A 16094-nucleotide genomic window follows, 5' to 3' on the forward strand; every position below is an offset into this window, starting at 1 on the left:
ATACTTGAAAAAATTCGACTTACATCTAGTTACAAGTTAGTTACCGATGTCCAACAACGATAAAACTTCCCGCCAAGTGATGGCAGCACTAAAGGCTGGTGACACTCCCAACCTCGCTTGGCTAACTAAAAAAAGAAAGAGTTCTTAGAAGAACTCTTTCAAGTGATATCTCTACTCCGCCAGTAGGACTCGAACCTACGACATCATGATTAACAGTCATGCGCTACTACCAACTGAGCTATGGCGGATCAACGCTAAGCGACTCCCTTATCTCACAGGGGGCAACCCCCAATTACTTCAGGCGTGCTAGGACTTAACTGCTGTGTTCGGCATGGGAACAGGTGTCTCTCCTAGGCTATCATCACTTAACTATGAATGGGTTAGGTGGGAAACGTCGTTTCCTGATTCCCCAACCCAAACAATCCTCTGGATTGTTTGTGCACTCAAAATTGAATACCTATCTATTGTACCAAGCTCAACCTCTCGCTGTCAATACCTTTGGATAAGTCCTCGAGCGATTAGTATTGGTCCGCTTCACATGTCACCATGCTTCCACTCCCAACCTATCTACCTGATCGTCTCTCAGGGCTCTTACTGATATAAAATCATGGGAAATCTCATCTTGAGGGGGGCTTCACACTTAGATGCTTTCAGCGTTTATCCCCTCCCTACATAGCTACCCAGCAATGCTCTTGGCAGAACAACTGGTACACCAGCGGTAAGTCCACTCTGGTCCTCTCGTACTAGGAGCAGATCCTCTCAAATTTCCTTCGCCCGCGACGGATAGGGACCGAACTGTCTCACGACGTTCTGAACCCAGCTCGCGTGCCGCTTTAATGGGCGAACAGCCCAACCCTTGGGACCGACTACAGCCCCAGGATGCGACGAGCCGACATCGAGGTGCCAAACCTCCCCGTCGATGTGAACTCTTGGGGGAGATAAGCCTGTTATCCCCAGGGTAGCTTTTATCCGTTGAGCGATGGCCCTTCCATGCGGAACCACCGGATCACTAAGCCCGACTTTCGTCCCTGCTCGAGTTGTCGCTCTCGCAGTCAAGCTCCCTTATACCTTTACACTCTGCGATTGATTTCCAACCAATCTGAGGGAACCTTTGGGCGCCTCCGTTACCTTTTAGGAGGCGACCGCCCCAGTCAAACTGCCCGTCAGACACTGTCTCCATTGACGTTTAGCCAATCGGGTTAGAGTAGCCATAACACAAGGGTAGTATCCCAACAGCGCCTCTGCCGAAACTAGCGTCCCGGCTTCTATGGCTCCTACCTATCCTGTACATGTGGTACAGATACTCAATATCAAACTGCAGTAAAGCTCCATGGGGTCTTTCCGTCCTGTCGCGGGTAACCTGCATCTTCACAGGTACTAAAATTTCACCGAGTCTCTCGTTGAGACAGTGCCCAAATCATTACGCCTTTCGTGCGGGTCGGAACTTACCCGACAAGGAATTTCGCTACCTTAGGACCGTTATAGTTACGGCCGCCGTTTACTGGGGCTTCAATTCATACCTTCGCGTTACCGCTAAGCACTCCTCTTAACCTTCCAGCACCGGGCAGGCGTCACCCCCTATACTTCATCTTGCGATTTCGCAGAGAGCTGTGTTTTTGATAAACAGTTGCTTGGGCCTTTTCACTGCGGCTGACTTTAAGCCAGCGCCCCTTCTCCCGAAGTTACGGGGCCATTTTGCCGAGTTCCTTAACGAGAGTTCGCTCGCTCACCTGAGGCTACTCGCCTCGACTACCTGTGTCGGTTTGCGGTACGGGTAGAGTATACATTAACGCTAGAAGCTTTTCTTGGCAGCGTGACATCACTCACTTCACTACTAAACTTCGCTCCCCTTCACAGCTCAACGTTACAGAACTAAGCATTTAACTCAGTTCACGCCTCACTGCTTGGCCAGACACGTCCAATCGTCTGGTTGAGTTAGCCTTCTGCGTCCCTCCTTCACTCTATACTCTAGTACAGGACTATCAACCTGTTGCCCATCGGATACACCTGTCGGTCTCTCCTTAGGTCCCGACTAACCCAGGGCGGACGAGCCTTCCCCTGGAAACCTTAGTCTTACGGTGGACAGGATTCTCACCTGTCTTGCGCTACTCATACCGGCATTCTCACTTCTATGCACTCCAGCACTCCTCACGGTATGCCTTCATCACACATAGAACGCTCTCCTACCATCCCTTTCGGAATCCACAGCTTCGGTAAATTGTTTTAGCCCCGGTACATTTTCGGCGCAGGGTCACTCGACTAGTGAGCTATTACGCACTCTTTGAATGAATAGCTGCTTCTAAGCTAACATCCTAGTTGTCTGTGCAACCCCACATCCTTTTCCACTTAACAATTATTTGGGGACCTTAGCTGGTGGTCTGGGCTGTTTCCCTTTCGACTACGGATCTTAGCACTCGCAGTCTGACTGCCGACCATAAATACTTGGCATTCGGAGTTTATCTGAGATTGGTAATCCGGGATGGACCCCTCACCCAAACAGTGCTCTACCTCCAAGATTCTCAATGTCGACGCTAGCCCTAAAGCTATTTCGGAGAGAACCAGCTATCTCCAAGTTCGTTTGGAATTTCTCCGCTACCCACAAGTCATCCAAGCACTTTTCAACGTACTCTGGTTCGGGCCTCCAGTGAGTCTTACCTCACCTTCACCCTGCTCATGGGTAGGTCACCTGGTTTCGGGTCTACATCATTGTACTCACTCGCCCTATTCAGACTCGGTTTCCCTACGGCTCCGTCTCTTCAACTTAACCTCGCACAATAACGTAACTCGCCGGTTCATTCTACAAAAGGCACGCTCTCACCCATTAACGGGCTCGAACTTCTTGTAGGCACACGGTTTCAGGTTCTCTTTCACTCCCCTTCCGGGGTGCTTTTCACCTTTCCCTCACGGTACTGGTTCACTATCGGTCACTAGGGAGTATTTAGGGTTGGGAGATGGGCCTCCCAGTTTCCGACGAGATTCCTCGTGTCTCGCCGTACTCAGGATCCTGCTAGGCTTATAAACGATTTCAAATACGAGGCTGTTACTCTCTTTGGCGACCCTTCCCAGAGTCTTCTTCTATCATCTATAAGTCCTCATTGCAGTCCTACAACCCCAGAATGTAAACATCCTGGTTTGCCCTCTTGCCCTTTCGCTCGCCGCTACTCAGGCAATCGCTTTTGCTTTCTCTTCCTGCAGCTACTGAGATGTTTCAGTTCACCGCGTCTTCCCTCAACTAATCTTAACAATTAGTGATGACAACCTGTAGTTGCCGGGTTCCCCCATTCGGATATCTCTGGATCTCTGCTTACTTACAGCTCCCCAAAGCATTTCGTCGTTAATCACGTCCTTCATCGGCTCCTAGTGCCAAGGCATCCACCGTGCGCCCTTATTAACTTAACCTTATTAATTAACTCATTAAATATTTACAGCGTTTCGGTTTATTTTCTTGTTACTATTTGATAGATATTCAATTGTCAATGGACAAGTGCATGATATCAAGATCCGGTGCGACCTGTCGCAAAACTTGCGTAGAATAAGGAGACAACCAACGACGTGTCGCTAAGACACTAGGTGGTTTTGACTTATTCCTAGAAAGTTTAGGATCGTATTCTAATATCAGCTTATCTAGTTGAACACGAGATTAATTTCTTAGGAAAAAAGATAAATCTCCTTGTGTGCAAGACACACTGCGTCGATTTCCTATTTTTCTACAGAAATTTCGGCAAGCCGAACATCTCTTTGTATCCTAGATAATGGAGCCTAGCGGGATCGAACCGCTGACCTCCTGCGTGCAAAGCAGGCGCTCTCCCAGCTGAGCTAAGGCCCCACAAAACCTCTGAAAACTAAATAGACACTCCCCAAAACGTGCTTCCGTAGCTAAATAAGGGTACCATTAACCTTATCGGCTAAATTGTACTCGGGCTAAAAGCTTGTGATTTAGATAAACCACCTTGTATGCAAGCATACTGCCTTGGTTTCCTAAAATCAAGTCGCTTTTAAACGCCCTCCGTTACTTAGTTTTTCCTTAGAAAGGAGGTGATCCAGCCGCACCTTCCGATACGGCTACCTTGTTACGACTTCACCCCAATCATCCGTCCCACCTTAGGCGGCTGGCTCCCGAAGGTTACCTCACCGACTTTGGGTGTTACAAACTCTCGTGGTGTGACGGGCGGTGTGTACAAGGCCCGGGAACGTATTCACCGCGGCGTGCTGATCCGCGATTACTAGCGATTCCGACTTCATGGAGGCGAGTTGCAGCCTCCAATCCGAACTGAGATTGGCTTTCAGAGATTAGCTTGCCGTCACCGGCTTGCGACTCGTTGTACCAACCATTGTAGCACGTGTGTAGCCCAGGTCATAAGGGGCATGATGATTTGACGTCATCCCCACCTTCCTCCGGTTTATTACCGGCAGTCTCGCTAGAGTGCCCAACTCAATGATGGCAACTAACAATAAGGGTTGCGCTCGTTGCGGGACTTAACCCAACATCTCACGACACGAGCTGACGACAACCATGCACCACCTGTCACCGATGTACCGAAGTAACTCCCTATCTCTAGGGATGGCATCGGGATGTCAAGACCTGGTAAGGTTCTTCGCGTTGCTTCGAATTAAACCACATGCTCCACCGCTTGTGCGGGCCCCCGTCAATTCCTTTGAGTTTCAACCTTGCGGTCGTACTCCCCAGGCGGAGTGCTTAATGCGTTAGCTCCGGCACTGAGTCCCGGAAAGGACCCAACACCTAGCACTCAGCGTTTACGGCGTGGACTACCAGGGTATCTAATCCTGTTCGCTACCCACGCTTTCGAGCCTCAGCGTCAGTTACAGACCAGAGAGCCGCTTTCGCCACCGGTGTTCCTCCATATATCTACGCATTTCACCGCTACACATGGAATTCCACTCTCCCCTTCTGCACTCAAGTTTAACAGTTTCCAAAGCAAACATTGGTTGAGCCAATGCCTTTAACTTCAGACTTACTAAACCGCCTGCGCTCGCTTTACGCCCAATAAATCCGGACAACGCTCGGGACCTACGTATTACCGCGGCTGCTGGCACGTAGTTAGCCGTCCCTTTCTGGTAAGATACCGTCACTTGAGTAACTTTCCACTCTACTCAACGTTCTTCTCTTACAACAGAGCTTTACGATCCGAAAACCTTCTTCACTCACGCGGCGTTGCTCGGTCAGGGTTCCCCCCATTGCCGAAGATTCCCTACTGCTGCCTCCCGTAGGAGTCTGGGCCGTGTCTCAGTCCCAGTGTGGCCGTTCACCCTCTCAGGTCGGCTATGTATCGCAGCCTAGGTAGGCCTTTACCCTACCTACTAGCTAATACAACGCAGGTCCATCTGATAGTGGTGCCATTGCACCTTTCAAGTCATTAACATGAGTTAATCACTATTATGCGGTATTAGCTATCGTTTCCAATAGTTATCCCCCGCTACCAGGCAGGTTACCTACGCGTTACTCACCCGTTCGCGACTCTTCTTCCTTGTGAGTGCAAGCACTCGGTAAAAAAGAAGCGTTCCACTTGCATGTATTAGGCACGCCGCCAGCGTTCGTCCTGAGCCAGGATCAAACTCTCATTAATGCTAGTTTGTCCGGCTAAGCACTCTGGCTTATCCGTTTATTGTTCCTTGACAGGTTAATCTCTTAACCCGCACGTCTTGGTTCGTCTCTATTCAGTTCTCAAAGGTCTTGTCCCCTGTCGAGGACAGCTCCTTTATTCTAGCAAACACCTACCGCTCTGTCAATACTTTTTTATTATTTTTTTAGTGATTCCTGTTCAAAGTTATGTCAAGCCCGGCTGGAAAAGGGACAAACCGCCTGAAAGATTAACGAGCTGGCGACAACCATGCACCACCTGTCTTCAGTGTTCCGAAAAAAATCCTATATCTAGGATGGTCACTGGGATGTCAAGAACTGATAAGGTTCTTCGTGTTGCTTTGAATTAAACCACATACTCCATTTTTGTAATAGGAAACCAATAGAAATCATCTTTTTAGTTTCTGACAGATACTCAGGGTGCAGGATGATTCCGCCTAGCATCTGTGCATCTAACTCTCCCAATTGGGTACAGTCGACTATTAATGTCAAAATTCCTTAATAGACTCGCATCGGGTCATTGTGACTGCAAAAAGTGAGAAAGTTTATGGAGCTTTTAGAAACAAAAGAATGAATAGACACCCGCGTACTTCCCGTACAATCACGTCATCTATAAGATAGTGGATCAGAAATACGTGGATAAAGCTCTGATTTCCCTTGTCCTTTAATGTATAAGATTGGATCAAAACCTTACATTGGAGCCTTTCATTTCTACCTCCAGTTTATTATTAGGTTGGCCGCCATCCACTTGCGGTAACGAGAAATGAAGCTTTCTAATTTTCCGCTATGTCAATTTAATGCTACATAAATCATGGGAGTGGGAAAGAACCCAAAAATTGAAAATTTTGATTCGTATTCCACTCCCGCACAGTTGGCTAGGTTTTTCGTTTTGGCCTCGTGGCAAAAGGAAACCTGCTAACCACTGCGCCAAGAGTTCATTCCGAAACAAGGATACTAGACAAGTTTTTGCCCATATTGCCTCGCGCCAACGGACGTGAGACGGACTTGTAAGTCAGTAGTCATAACCACCGTCAAACGGGTGGTTTGAACAAGGGCTATAAGCCCACATCACCAGCCAGCGCCTAAAGACGCTGGCTTTCACTTTGTTCAAGCCTCATTGCTCTTGACTCGTCACAAACCTCTCAAAGAGGTGCTAGTATTACTTGCCACTATCCCTAAAGGGATCTTCATATTCTTTCACACTCAGTTTATCAAGTGCAATATCATGCTTTTCCTGTTCTTGAATCTATTTCTTTATTGTGGCTTCATTAAGACCGACTGTACTCACGTAATAGCCCTCTGCCCAAAAAATGGCGATTCCCAAACTTATATTTGAGATTAGCGTGTTTGTCAAACATCATAAGTGCACTTTTACCCTTTAAGTACCCCACAAAACTTGATACACTGATTCTTGGAGGAATACTAACCAACATATGAACATGGTCTGGCATGAGATGACCTTCAATAATGTCAACACCTTTGTAGCGACATAAACGGTGGAATATCTCGCCTAGACTGCTGCGGTATTGATTATAGATAATTTTTCGTCTATACTTAGGGGTGAACACAATGTGATAGTTACAATTCCACTTTGTGTGTGATAAACTATGCGCCTTTTGTGCCATACTTTTCTCTTTTCGCTTTACAGTGGGCTTGAACACCTCTATTGTAACGCGTTTGGAGTTTTTGGTATAACCTCCTTTGCGCACCCGCATAGCGGGTGGTTTATTTGTCTCGCACCTTACGGAGCGAGACGGACTAAAAGTCACATAATTAAAGGAGCTTGGGACAGCAATCCCAAGCTCCTTCAATATTTGTACACGGACTAGTTGGGCTGAACTAAGGTCGCCCTCCCACTCTTTATTAAAAAGGATAAAGTGGAATTGGAGCCCAATACCCCTTCGCCTGTTTTTTATACCTTGATTTTTTATTTTCAAGTTTGGTTAGAGGGCCTATCTAATCCTTTGAGCCGCTAGTAACTTAGCTTGTTACTTGTTTAGCGCTGCAGCCATTGTTGCAGCTACTTCGTTTTCAAAGTCGTTAGAAGCTTTTTCAATTCCTTCACCAACTTCAAAACGAGCAAATTCAGTAACTTTAGCGTTTACTGAGTCAAGGTAAGCTTCAACAGTCTTGCTGTCGTCCATGATGTAAACTTGAGCAAGCAATGTGTATTCTTGATCAACCTTAGTGTTGTCTAGTTTGAAGCGATCCATCTTACCTGGGATGATTTTATCCCAGATTTTTTCTGGTTTGCCTTCGGCCTGCAATTCAGCCTTGATATCTGCTTCTGCTTGAGCCAGAACTTCATCAGTCAATTGACCTTTAGAACCATACTGCAGGTGCGGAAGAGCCGGCTTGTTAACCATTGCACGGCTTTCATTGTCCTGATCAATTTTGTGGTTCATTTGAGCCAATTCGTCATGAATAAATTGCGAGTCCAGTTCCTTGTATGATAAAACTTTTGGATTCATTGCAGCAATGTGCATTGAGATTTGTTTAGCCAAGGCTTCATCGCCACCTTCAACAACAGTGATAACACCGATACGGCCACCGTTGTGTTGGTAAGCACCAAAGTGTTGAGCATCTGTTTTTTCCAAAACTTGAAAACGACGGAAAGAAATTTTTTCTCCGATTGTGGCCGTTGCATTAACGTAGGCATCGGTCAAGGTTTCACCTGAAGCTAATTTAACGTTTTGAGCAGCGTCGTTATCAGCAGGTTTTTGTTCTGCGATAGCTTTAGCTGTTTCATTTACCAATTCAACGAACTGAGCGTTTTTCGCAACAAAGTCTGTTTCAGCGTTAACTTCAACAACTGCAGCTACGTTACCAGAAACATAAACACCAGTCAAACCTTCAGCAGCAACACGGTCAGCTTTCTTAGCAGCTTTTGCCATACCCTTTTCACGAAGTAATTCGATGGCCTTGTCCATGTCTCCATCAGTTTCAACCAAGGCTTTCTTAGCGTCCATAACGCCTGCACCTGATTTTTCACGCAATTCTTTAACCAGCTTAGCTGTAATTTCTGCCATGAGTTCTCTTCCTCCAAATTATATAATGAAAGAAAGGGACGAGGGCTAGGCCGGCCCCGCCCCTTTCGTAGTTTTACAACAATAAGACAATTCAAAACGATTACCAATGAATCATTTCTGAATTGTAATAGCACAAAATCCTAATGAAAAAGGAATAAGGTTAGAGTTCTAGCTCTTAAATCTATAACTATTTAGATATAAACAGTCTTAAAAAAACCAAAATTCTCCATCAGTTTCCTATCATAAAGGTTTTTGCTACTCTATTTACTTGTTATCACCTTCGACAACTTCAACTAATTCCTCAAGAGATTCAGTTGAGGCAGCCTGTTCGGTCATTTCTTCTTCAACTGAGTTGTCTTCGCCTTGTTTACCTTCAATAATAGCATCAGCCAATTTAGAAGTAATTAATTTGACAGCACGGATAGCATCATCGTTTGCTGGGATGATGACATCAATGTCATCTGGATCGGTGTTAGTATCAACCATAGCAACAACCGGAATACCAAGCTTCTTAGCTTCTTTAACAGCGATTTGTTCTTTATGTGGGTCAACAACATACATCACGTCCGGAATCCGTGGCATATCTTCGATACCGCCCAAGAATTTTTCAAGACGGGCACGTTGCTTGTTAAGAAGAGCAACTTCTTTCTTAGGAAGCACTTCGAAAGTGCCATCAGCCTCCATTTGTTTAATCTCTTTCAAACGGCGGATACGCTTTTGGATAGTATCCCAGTTAGTCAAGGTACCACCCAACCAACGGTGGTTGATGTAGAATTGACCAGCACGAGTTGCTTCTTCAGCGATCGCTTCAGCCGCTTGCTTCTTAGTACCAACAAACAAGATGACGGCATCGTTAGCTGCAGCATCACGAACAAATTCGTAAGCTTGATCAGCCAATTTTACAGTTTGTTGTAAGTCGATGACGTGGATACCATTACGTTCTGTGAAGATGTACTTAGCCATCTTAGGATTCCAGCGACGAGTTTGATGGCCAAAGTGAACACCAGCCTCAAGCAATTGTTTCATTGAAATTACTGACATGAGTAGTTTCTCCTTTTGTTTTTTTCCTCTCTTAGATTTCAACTCGCAAGTCAACCTCAAAGGCAACAGACCCACGATTCGTCCAAGATGAGTATTATCGCAGACCGCGACTTCATTATCGTAACAGAAATCTCGCGTATTTGCAAGTCATTAACTACTCTTTTACACTTGGAAATTTTCGAAGAGAGTATAGATTTGGTCCCGTTGATGAATAGCCATCTTAAGATAGATATTATGGATATGTGCCTTGACTGTTCCAATGGATAGATAGAGGCAATCAGCAATTTCCTGATTATTTTTATGCTCGAGTAAGAGTTGACAAATTTCACACTCTCTATCTGTCAATCTATAGTAACTGAAAAATTGTTCCTCTTTCTTTGTTAATTGATTGGTATTCCCATTAGCCAGATGTTTTTTCTTGGGATAATCGAATAAGAAGTAATGATTAGCGATCAGACAAATAAAAATACTAAAAATGTCCTCAGAGAAATTTCGATTCTGAATTTTGATGTTCAAGGAGTGGTAGCTATCAACATGGAAAATCACATAACTATCTTCCAGCAAAATTAACAGGCCAAAGACTAGACTGATGAGGCTTATCCAAGTCAAGTAGGAGGGAACTAGAAAATTCTCGCCTATTAGATCTTTTTTCTGATGCCAAGCTAACCAGGCCAAGTAGATTAAAAACAACTAATTAGGCAAGTAGTAAAGATAAACGGTAAAAGCTGAGCTACTAGAGAGAGGGATGAGAGACATCCAAGCTGTTATAAAAATTAAAATGAGCCATTGAGGAATTTGAACAGATTTCCCCACTAAGCGCCTTAAAATCCAAACTTGGCAAAAATTATTAACTGTATAGATTAGGGTTTTGGCAAAGGGCATTCCCATAAAGCCACTATTATAAACATGGGCAAAACTGGCAAAGATTTCTGTCAAAGAGACAATCAAATTGTCAAGAATGAAGAAAAGAAGATAAATTCCCAGCACAAAAAAGAGCTGACTTCGGGCTTTTTCCTTCTCTTTGAAAGCATAATTAAATGCCAGAGCCATTGTGATGGAATAAACAATTAACAACAGGGTGTTGTATAAGTAATTAACAATTGCCATATTTTCTCTCCTAATCTCAGGTTTAGTATAACACAAGCGCTTTCATTTGCCTCTAATCCCTGAGTCTAAACTTATCTAAACTCCACTATAATTTCATCTTATAGACCTAATAAAACCGGGCTATTAGAAGAAGTTTACATTTTTATAACTGAATGTTTCTGAACAGTTTATTGTAAACCCTTCCAAACTTTATTAGACTAACATTAACACATCAAGAAAGGGGTCTCTTCCTATGGCTAAAAGAGATTATATTACAACTGAAACCTATAGTAAGGAAGAATTGCTGCATATCGTTGAACTCTCTCTTAAACTCAAGGCCTGTATCAAGAACGGCTATTACCCTCCTCTCTTAAAAAATAAAACCCTAGGGATGATTTTTCAACAGTCATCCACAAGGACACGGGTTTCTTTCGAAACGGCTATGACCCAATTAGGGGGGCACGCGCAATATCTGGCTCCTGGCCAAATTCAACTTGGGGGACATGAAACGATTGGAGACACCGCTCAAGTCGTTTCTCGGCTAACCGATATAATCATGTCTCGCGTTGAACGTCATAAGAGTGTAGTAGACTTGGCGAGATTTTCTTCTGTTCCTGTTATCAACGGAATGTCCGACTACAACCACCCTACTCAAGAACTAGGCGATCTCTGCACCATGATCGAACACCTCCCTAGAGATAAGAAGTTGGAAGACTGCAAGGTGGTATTTGTTGGAGATGCTACCCAAGTCTGCTTCTCTTTAGGATTGATAACGACTAAGATGGGTATGGAATTTGTTCATTTTGGTCCAAAGGGTTTCCAACTCAACGAGACGCACAAGGCCAAGCTAGATGAAGTCTGTACTATTTCAGGCGGAAAATATACTATTACAGATAATGAAGATGCAATTGTCGGTGCCGACTTTCTCTATACGGATGTTTGGTACGGACTCTATGAAGCTGAACTTTCTGAAGAAGAACGGATGAAAATTTTTTATCCTAAATATCAAGTAAATGCGGCCATGATGAAAAAAGCTGGTCAAAACTGCCAATTCATGCATTGCCTGCCTGCCACTCGAGGCGAAGAAGTCACTGATGAAGTTATGGATGGCCCGAATTCCATTTGCTTCGACGAAGCTGAAAACCGTCTAACCTCAATTCGAGGTATCCTCGTTTATCTTCTCAGGGACTACGACGATAAAAACCCTTATGACTTGGACAAACAGGCTCAAGCTAGGAAAGAACTTGAGTACTTCTTAAATAATTAGTTAGGGACTAGAGACGAGGCCTATTAGTCTCTCATTGGGAAGGATGGCAACTATGGATGGCAAGAAAAAATTTAGCTTATTTAGTGCAGTTTTATCTGTTATTTGTGTCGTTTTTGTGGCAGAGGCTGCAGCTCCAGTTGCCGCAATTGGTAACTCTCAATTCTTTTGGTGGATTTTCCTTTTGGTAGCTTTTTTGCTTCCCTATGGTCTCATATCTTCAGAGCTGGGCACTACCTATATTGGGGAAGGAGGTATCTACGATTGGGTTACTAAGGCCTTCGGTCATAGATGGGGAGCTCGAGTTTCCTGGTACTATTGGATTAATTTTCCCCTGTGGTTGGCCTCTCTAGCCGTCATGACTCCTACTCTTATTGAAACGATAACTGGCTACCAGTTTTCTATTCTAGCCAGTATTGTGGCTGAGTTAGTTTTCACTTGGATTATTATCTGGATTAGTTTTTATCCAGTCAGCGACAGTATTTGGATTCTCAACGGGGCTGCTGTCATTAAGATGATACTAGCTCTCTTAGTTGGCGGACTAGGGGTCTATGTCGCCTTAACCAAGGGAATGGCCAACAAGATGACCCTAAGTTCTTTATTGCCAAGTTTCGATCTCAATAGCCTATCCTTTATTTCAGTCATCATCTTTAACCTATTGGGATTTGAAGTTATCTGTACTTTCGCTGATGGTATGGAAAAGCCTAAGAAGCAGATTCCTCAGGCCATTATTGTAGGTGGTTTAGTGATTGCTGCTATCTATATTTTCTCAGCTTTTGGTATTGGGGTAGCTGTTCCTACCAGCGACATTTCGACTAGCAGTGGAATGATGGACAGCTTTAAACTCCTGACTAATTCAAGTAGAGGATGGTTCATTATGTCCATGGCCTTTCTCTTCTTGCTAACTCTCTTTGGTAATATGCTTTCTTGGTCACTCGGTGTTAATAATACCGCCTGCTATGCTGCTGAAAATGGGGATATGCCAAAATTCTTCGCTAAACGCAGCCAGAAAAATCAAATGCCAATTGGATCAGCTATTATGAATGGGGTTGTAGCCAGTTTAGTTGTTATTATCGCACCATTTCTTCCTAATCAAGATTTGTTCTGGGCTTTCTTCTCTCTTAATCTAGTCATGTTCTTACTCTCCTATGTACCTGTTTTTCCAGCCTTTTACCGCTTGCGACAAATCGATCCAGATACCCCTCGTCCCTTTAAAGTAAGTGGCAAGGATGACTTCTTAAAATTTTTAGTTCTTCTCCCAATGGGGATTATCCTAATTTCCTTAATTTTTACAGCCTTGCCTCTATCGATAAATGAACTTGGCGAAAAACTTCCAATTACTATTGGTTCCATTATCTGCATCGCCATCGGCGAGGCCATTATTTTGATGAAAAAAATTAAAAAGTAGTGCTCCTACAGATTATTGAAAGGATTTTATTATGGCAAAACGTATTGAAACCACTACTCCAAAGCAAGATGGATTCCGGATGCCAGCCGAATTCGAACCTCAAAAACAAATCTGGATGGTATGGCCAGAACGACCAGACAACTGGCGTTGGGGAGCTAAACCAGCTCAAAAGACTTTCGTCAATGTAGCAACAGCTATCAGCCAATTTGAACCTGTTACTATGTGTGTAAATCCAAGTCAGTATCAAAATGCTAGAGCCCAGCTACCTAGTCAAGTCCGAGTCATTGAAATAGCCAGCGACGATTCCTGGGGGCGGGATTCAGGCCCCACTTTTGTGGTAAATGATAGAGGTCAAATGCGAGCTAACGACTGGACCTTCAATGCTTGGGGTGGTTTAGTAGATGGACTTTATTTCCCTTGGGATAAGGACGACCAAGTGGCCCAGAAGATTTGTGAAATCGAAGGGGTAGATAGCTATCGGACCGATGATTTTGTTTTAGAAGGTGGATCGATCACAGTTGATAGAGAAGGCACCCTTATCACAACAGAGATGTGCTTGATCAGCCCTGGTCGCAACCCGAGCATGACCAAGGAAGAAATTGAAGCTAAATTAAAGAACCATCTCAACTTGGAAAAGATTATTTGGATTAAGGATGGCATTGATCCTTACGAAACCAATGGGCATATTGATGATGTCGCCTGCTTTATTCGCCCTAGTGAAGTTGCTTGTATCTATACCGAGGATCAGAACCACCCCTTCTACAAGGTCGCTCAGGCGGCCTATGCAACTTTGAGTCATGCAACAGATGCCAAAGGTCGAAAGCTAAAAGTTCACAAACTTTGTGTCACGGAAAAGCCTTGCTATCTTAAGGATGCTGATACCATCGACTTGGTGGAAGGGACTCTTCCTCGTGAAGAAGGGGAAATTTCCATTGCTTCCTATATGAACTTTCTTATTGTTAATGGCGGAATTATCTTGCCTCAGTATGGCGATAACAATGATGACTAAGCCATCCAACAGGTTCAGGCTATGTTCCCAGATTATAAGATAGTTGGTGTTAGAAGTGAAGAAGTTGCTTACGGGGGAGGCAATATTCACTGCATCACTCAACAACAGCCAGCTATTTAAGAAACTGTATTCACAAGTTTAAATTCTTAGCGTCAGCTGGAAAAAGTCTGGAAAAAAAGTATTCCAGCCTTCTATTTTTGCAGTAATAACAGTTTGACGCAGGGGTTGGGAGAAAGACTTGTTGGCACTGCCAAGAAATCTTTCCCCTGCACAGTTCATTAGGTGCTTTAGCACCAATGAACCACTGTTGATTGGAGGTCCTGACCTGAGATGCTGTCTTATTCCAGGCGCCCCCTTAAACAGTCCACTGGACTGTTTAACGACTCCGCAAGTGTTAGCGGCCATCCTAATCAACTGTGCGGAGGTGGGACAACGAAGTCAATTTATATAAAAAATCGACTTCTGTCCCACTTTCAAAACAGACAGTTGCCGTCGTGGTAAAAAGACGATTGGCCCTATTTAAGTCAATCGTCGAGGGGATTTTCAAGACCCTAGGCTTGAAAATGAGCAATGGAACTCCGTTAGGAGGTCGCTTGCATCCTTAGCACATAAGGCTAACTGTCAAAAAAATGTGAATACAAGTTCTAACTCCAGCACATTTTATTAGGGAAAGCTACTTAGGAGGAACGGTATGATACATAAAAAAGCAGTTATAGCCCTTGGTGGCAATGCTATCTTATCCAAGGACGCCTCTGCACTTAGTCAGCAGCAAGCAGTGGCTGACTCTGCTGAATACTTGACTGACTTAATTGAAGAAGGCTATGAGCTTGTTATTACTCACGGTAATGGGCCCCAAGTTGGAAATTTACTTTTGCAGCAGATGGCTGCTGATTCTGAAAATAATCCTGCTATGCCGCTCGATACTTGTGGAGCCATGACTGAAGGAGCTATTGGCTACTGGCTACAGAATGCTTTAGATAATGTTTTGAACCGCAGAGGAGTTAACAAGAAAGTCGCTGCTTTAGTGACTCAAGTTGAGGTTTCTGCAAAAGACCCTGCTTTTACAAAACCCAGCAAACCAATCGGTCCATTCTTAACACATACAGAAGCTCTGAAAGAGGCTAAGCGTAGTAAATCTGTTGTTTTCAAGGAAGATTCTGGCCGGGGATGGCGCAAAGTTGTTCCTTCACCTTTGCCTATTTCCATTAAGGAAAGTCCAATTATTGAAGACCTCCTAAATCTTGGAATAGTTACAATAGCTGCTGGAGGGGGCGGAGTTCCTGTTGTCCGAACTGACACAGGAGATTTACAAGGAATTGAGGCCGTAATCGATAAAGATTTTGCTAGCCAAACCCTAGCTGATCTCATTGATGCTGATTTATTAATAATCTTAACTGGGGTGGATTATGTATATATCAATTTCGGCCAAAGTAATCAAATGCGACTGGAACAAGTGACAACATCTGAATTGATGGACTATATTGATCAAGGACAATTTGCTGCTGGCAGTATGCTACCAAAAGTATCTTCAGCCATTCTTTTTACTGAAAACAATCCTAAACGACAAGCCATTATTACTTCTCTCCAAAACCTTGGCACGGCCATTAAAGAAGGGGTAGGAACTTGGATCGTTAAAGGCTAGATATAAACTTATAATT

5 protein-coding genes, 2 tRNA genes, 3 rRNA genes and 3 pseudogenes are annotated in these 16094 nt (G+C 44.2%); 4 read left to right on the forward strand and 9 right to left on the reverse strand.

Annotated elements, in window-relative coordinates; all coding sequences use genetic code 11:
- Positions 1–174 precede the first annotated feature (174 nt).
- From STRCR_RS01050 to STRCR_RS12450, 9 genes and pseudogenes are all read right to left on the reverse strand, one after another.
- A tRNA-Asn gene (locus STRCR_RS01050) sits at positions 175–248 on the reverse strand.
- Positions 249–253: 5 nt separating this feature from the next.
- Positions 254–369, reverse strand: a 5S ribosomal RNA gene (gene rrf, locus STRCR_RS01055).
- Positions 370–498: 129 nt separating this feature from the next.
- Positions 499–3399: ribosomal RNA gene (locus tag STRCR_RS01060) — 23S ribosomal RNA — on the reverse strand.
- A 354-nt stretch (positions 3400–3753) separates the two neighbouring features.
- Positions 3754–3826: transfer RNA gene (locus STRCR_RS01065), tRNA-Ala, on the reverse strand.
- Between the two features lie 202 nt (positions 3827–4028).
- Positions 4029–5585, reverse strand: a 16S ribosomal RNA gene (locus STRCR_RS01070).
- The 16S, 23S and 5S rRNA genes sit together here with 2 tRNA genes alongside, the layout of an rRNA operon.
- Before the next feature lie 1173 nt (positions 5586–6758).
- Positions 6759–7224, reverse strand: a pseudogene (gene tnpA / locus STRCR_RS01075) (IS200/IS605 family transposase).
- Between the two features lie 363 nt (positions 7225–7587).
- On the reverse strand, positions 7588–8628 hold the full coding sequence (tsf, locus tag STRCR_RS01080; protein WP_004226391.1) for a translation elongation factor Ts: 1041 nt from the start codon (positions 8626–8628) through the stop codon (positions 7588–7590).
- Between the two features lie 264 nt (positions 8629–8892).
- Positions 8893–9669, reverse strand: coding sequence for a 30S ribosomal protein S2 (rpsB, locus tag STRCR_RS01085; RefSeq protein ID WP_004229073.1), 777 nt, complete (start codon positions 9667–9669; stop codon positions 8893–8895).
- A 162-nt stretch (positions 9670–9831) separates the two neighbouring features.
- Positions 9832–10776: pseudogene (locus tag STRCR_RS12450) on the reverse strand (helix-turn-helix transcriptional regulator).
- Positions 10777–11008: 232 nt separating this feature from the next.
- Here STRCR_RS12450 and ptcA point away from each other — a divergent pair.
- From ptcA to arcC, 4 genes and pseudogenes are all read left to right on the forward strand, one after another.
- On the forward strand, positions 11009–12022 hold the full coding sequence (gene ptcA, locus STRCR_RS01095; RefSeq protein WP_004228040.1) for a putrescine carbamoyltransferase: 1014 nt from the start codon (positions 11009–11011) through the stop codon (positions 12020–12022).
- Positions 12023–12074: 52 nt separating this feature from the next.
- Positions 12075–13427, forward strand: a complete 1353-nt coding sequence (locus tag STRCR_RS01100; protein WP_004229732.1) for an APC family permease — start codon at positions 12075–12077, stop codon at positions 13425–13427.
- A 31-nt stretch (positions 13428–13458) separates the two neighbouring features.
- A pseudogene (gene aguA, locus STRCR_RS01105) lies at positions 13459–14556 on the forward strand (agmatine deiminase).
- A gap of 571 nt (positions 14557–15127) precedes the next feature.
- Positions 15128–16078 carry a carbamate kinase gene (gene arcC / locus STRCR_RS01110; protein WP_004228731.1) on the forward strand — a complete coding sequence of 317 codons (951 nt, stop codon included), beginning with the start codon at positions 15128–15130 and terminating at the stop codon, positions 16076–16078.
- Positions 16079–16094: the final 16 nt, after the last annotated feature.

The sequence above is a fragment of the Streptococcus criceti HS-6 genome, assembly GCF_000187975.2.
GTDB classification, from domain to species: Bacteria; Bacillota; Bacilli; order Lactobacillales; family Streptococcaceae; genus Streptococcus; species Streptococcus criceti.

Excerpts from the sequence above, each read along its gene's own strand:
- tsf (WP_004226391.1), bottom strand. The coding sequence starts at position 8,628 with ATGGCAGAAATTACAGCTAAGCTGGTTAAAGAATTGCGTGAAAAATCA.
- rpsB (WP_004229073.1), bottom strand. The coding sequence starts at position 9,669 with ATGTCAGTAATTTCAATGAAACAATTGCTTGAGGCTGGTGTTCACTTT.
- ptcA (WP_004228040.1), top strand. The coding sequence starts at position 11,009 with ATGGCTAAAAGAGATTATATTACAACTGAAACCTATAGTAAGGAAGAA.
- STRCR_RS01100 (WP_004229732.1), top strand. The coding sequence starts at position 12,075 with ATGGATGGCAAGAAAAAATTTAGCTTATTTAGTGCAGTTTTATCTGTT.
- arcC (WP_004228731.1), top strand. The coding sequence starts at position 15,128 with ATGATACATAAAAAAGCAGTTATAGCCCTTGGTGGCAATGCTATCTTA.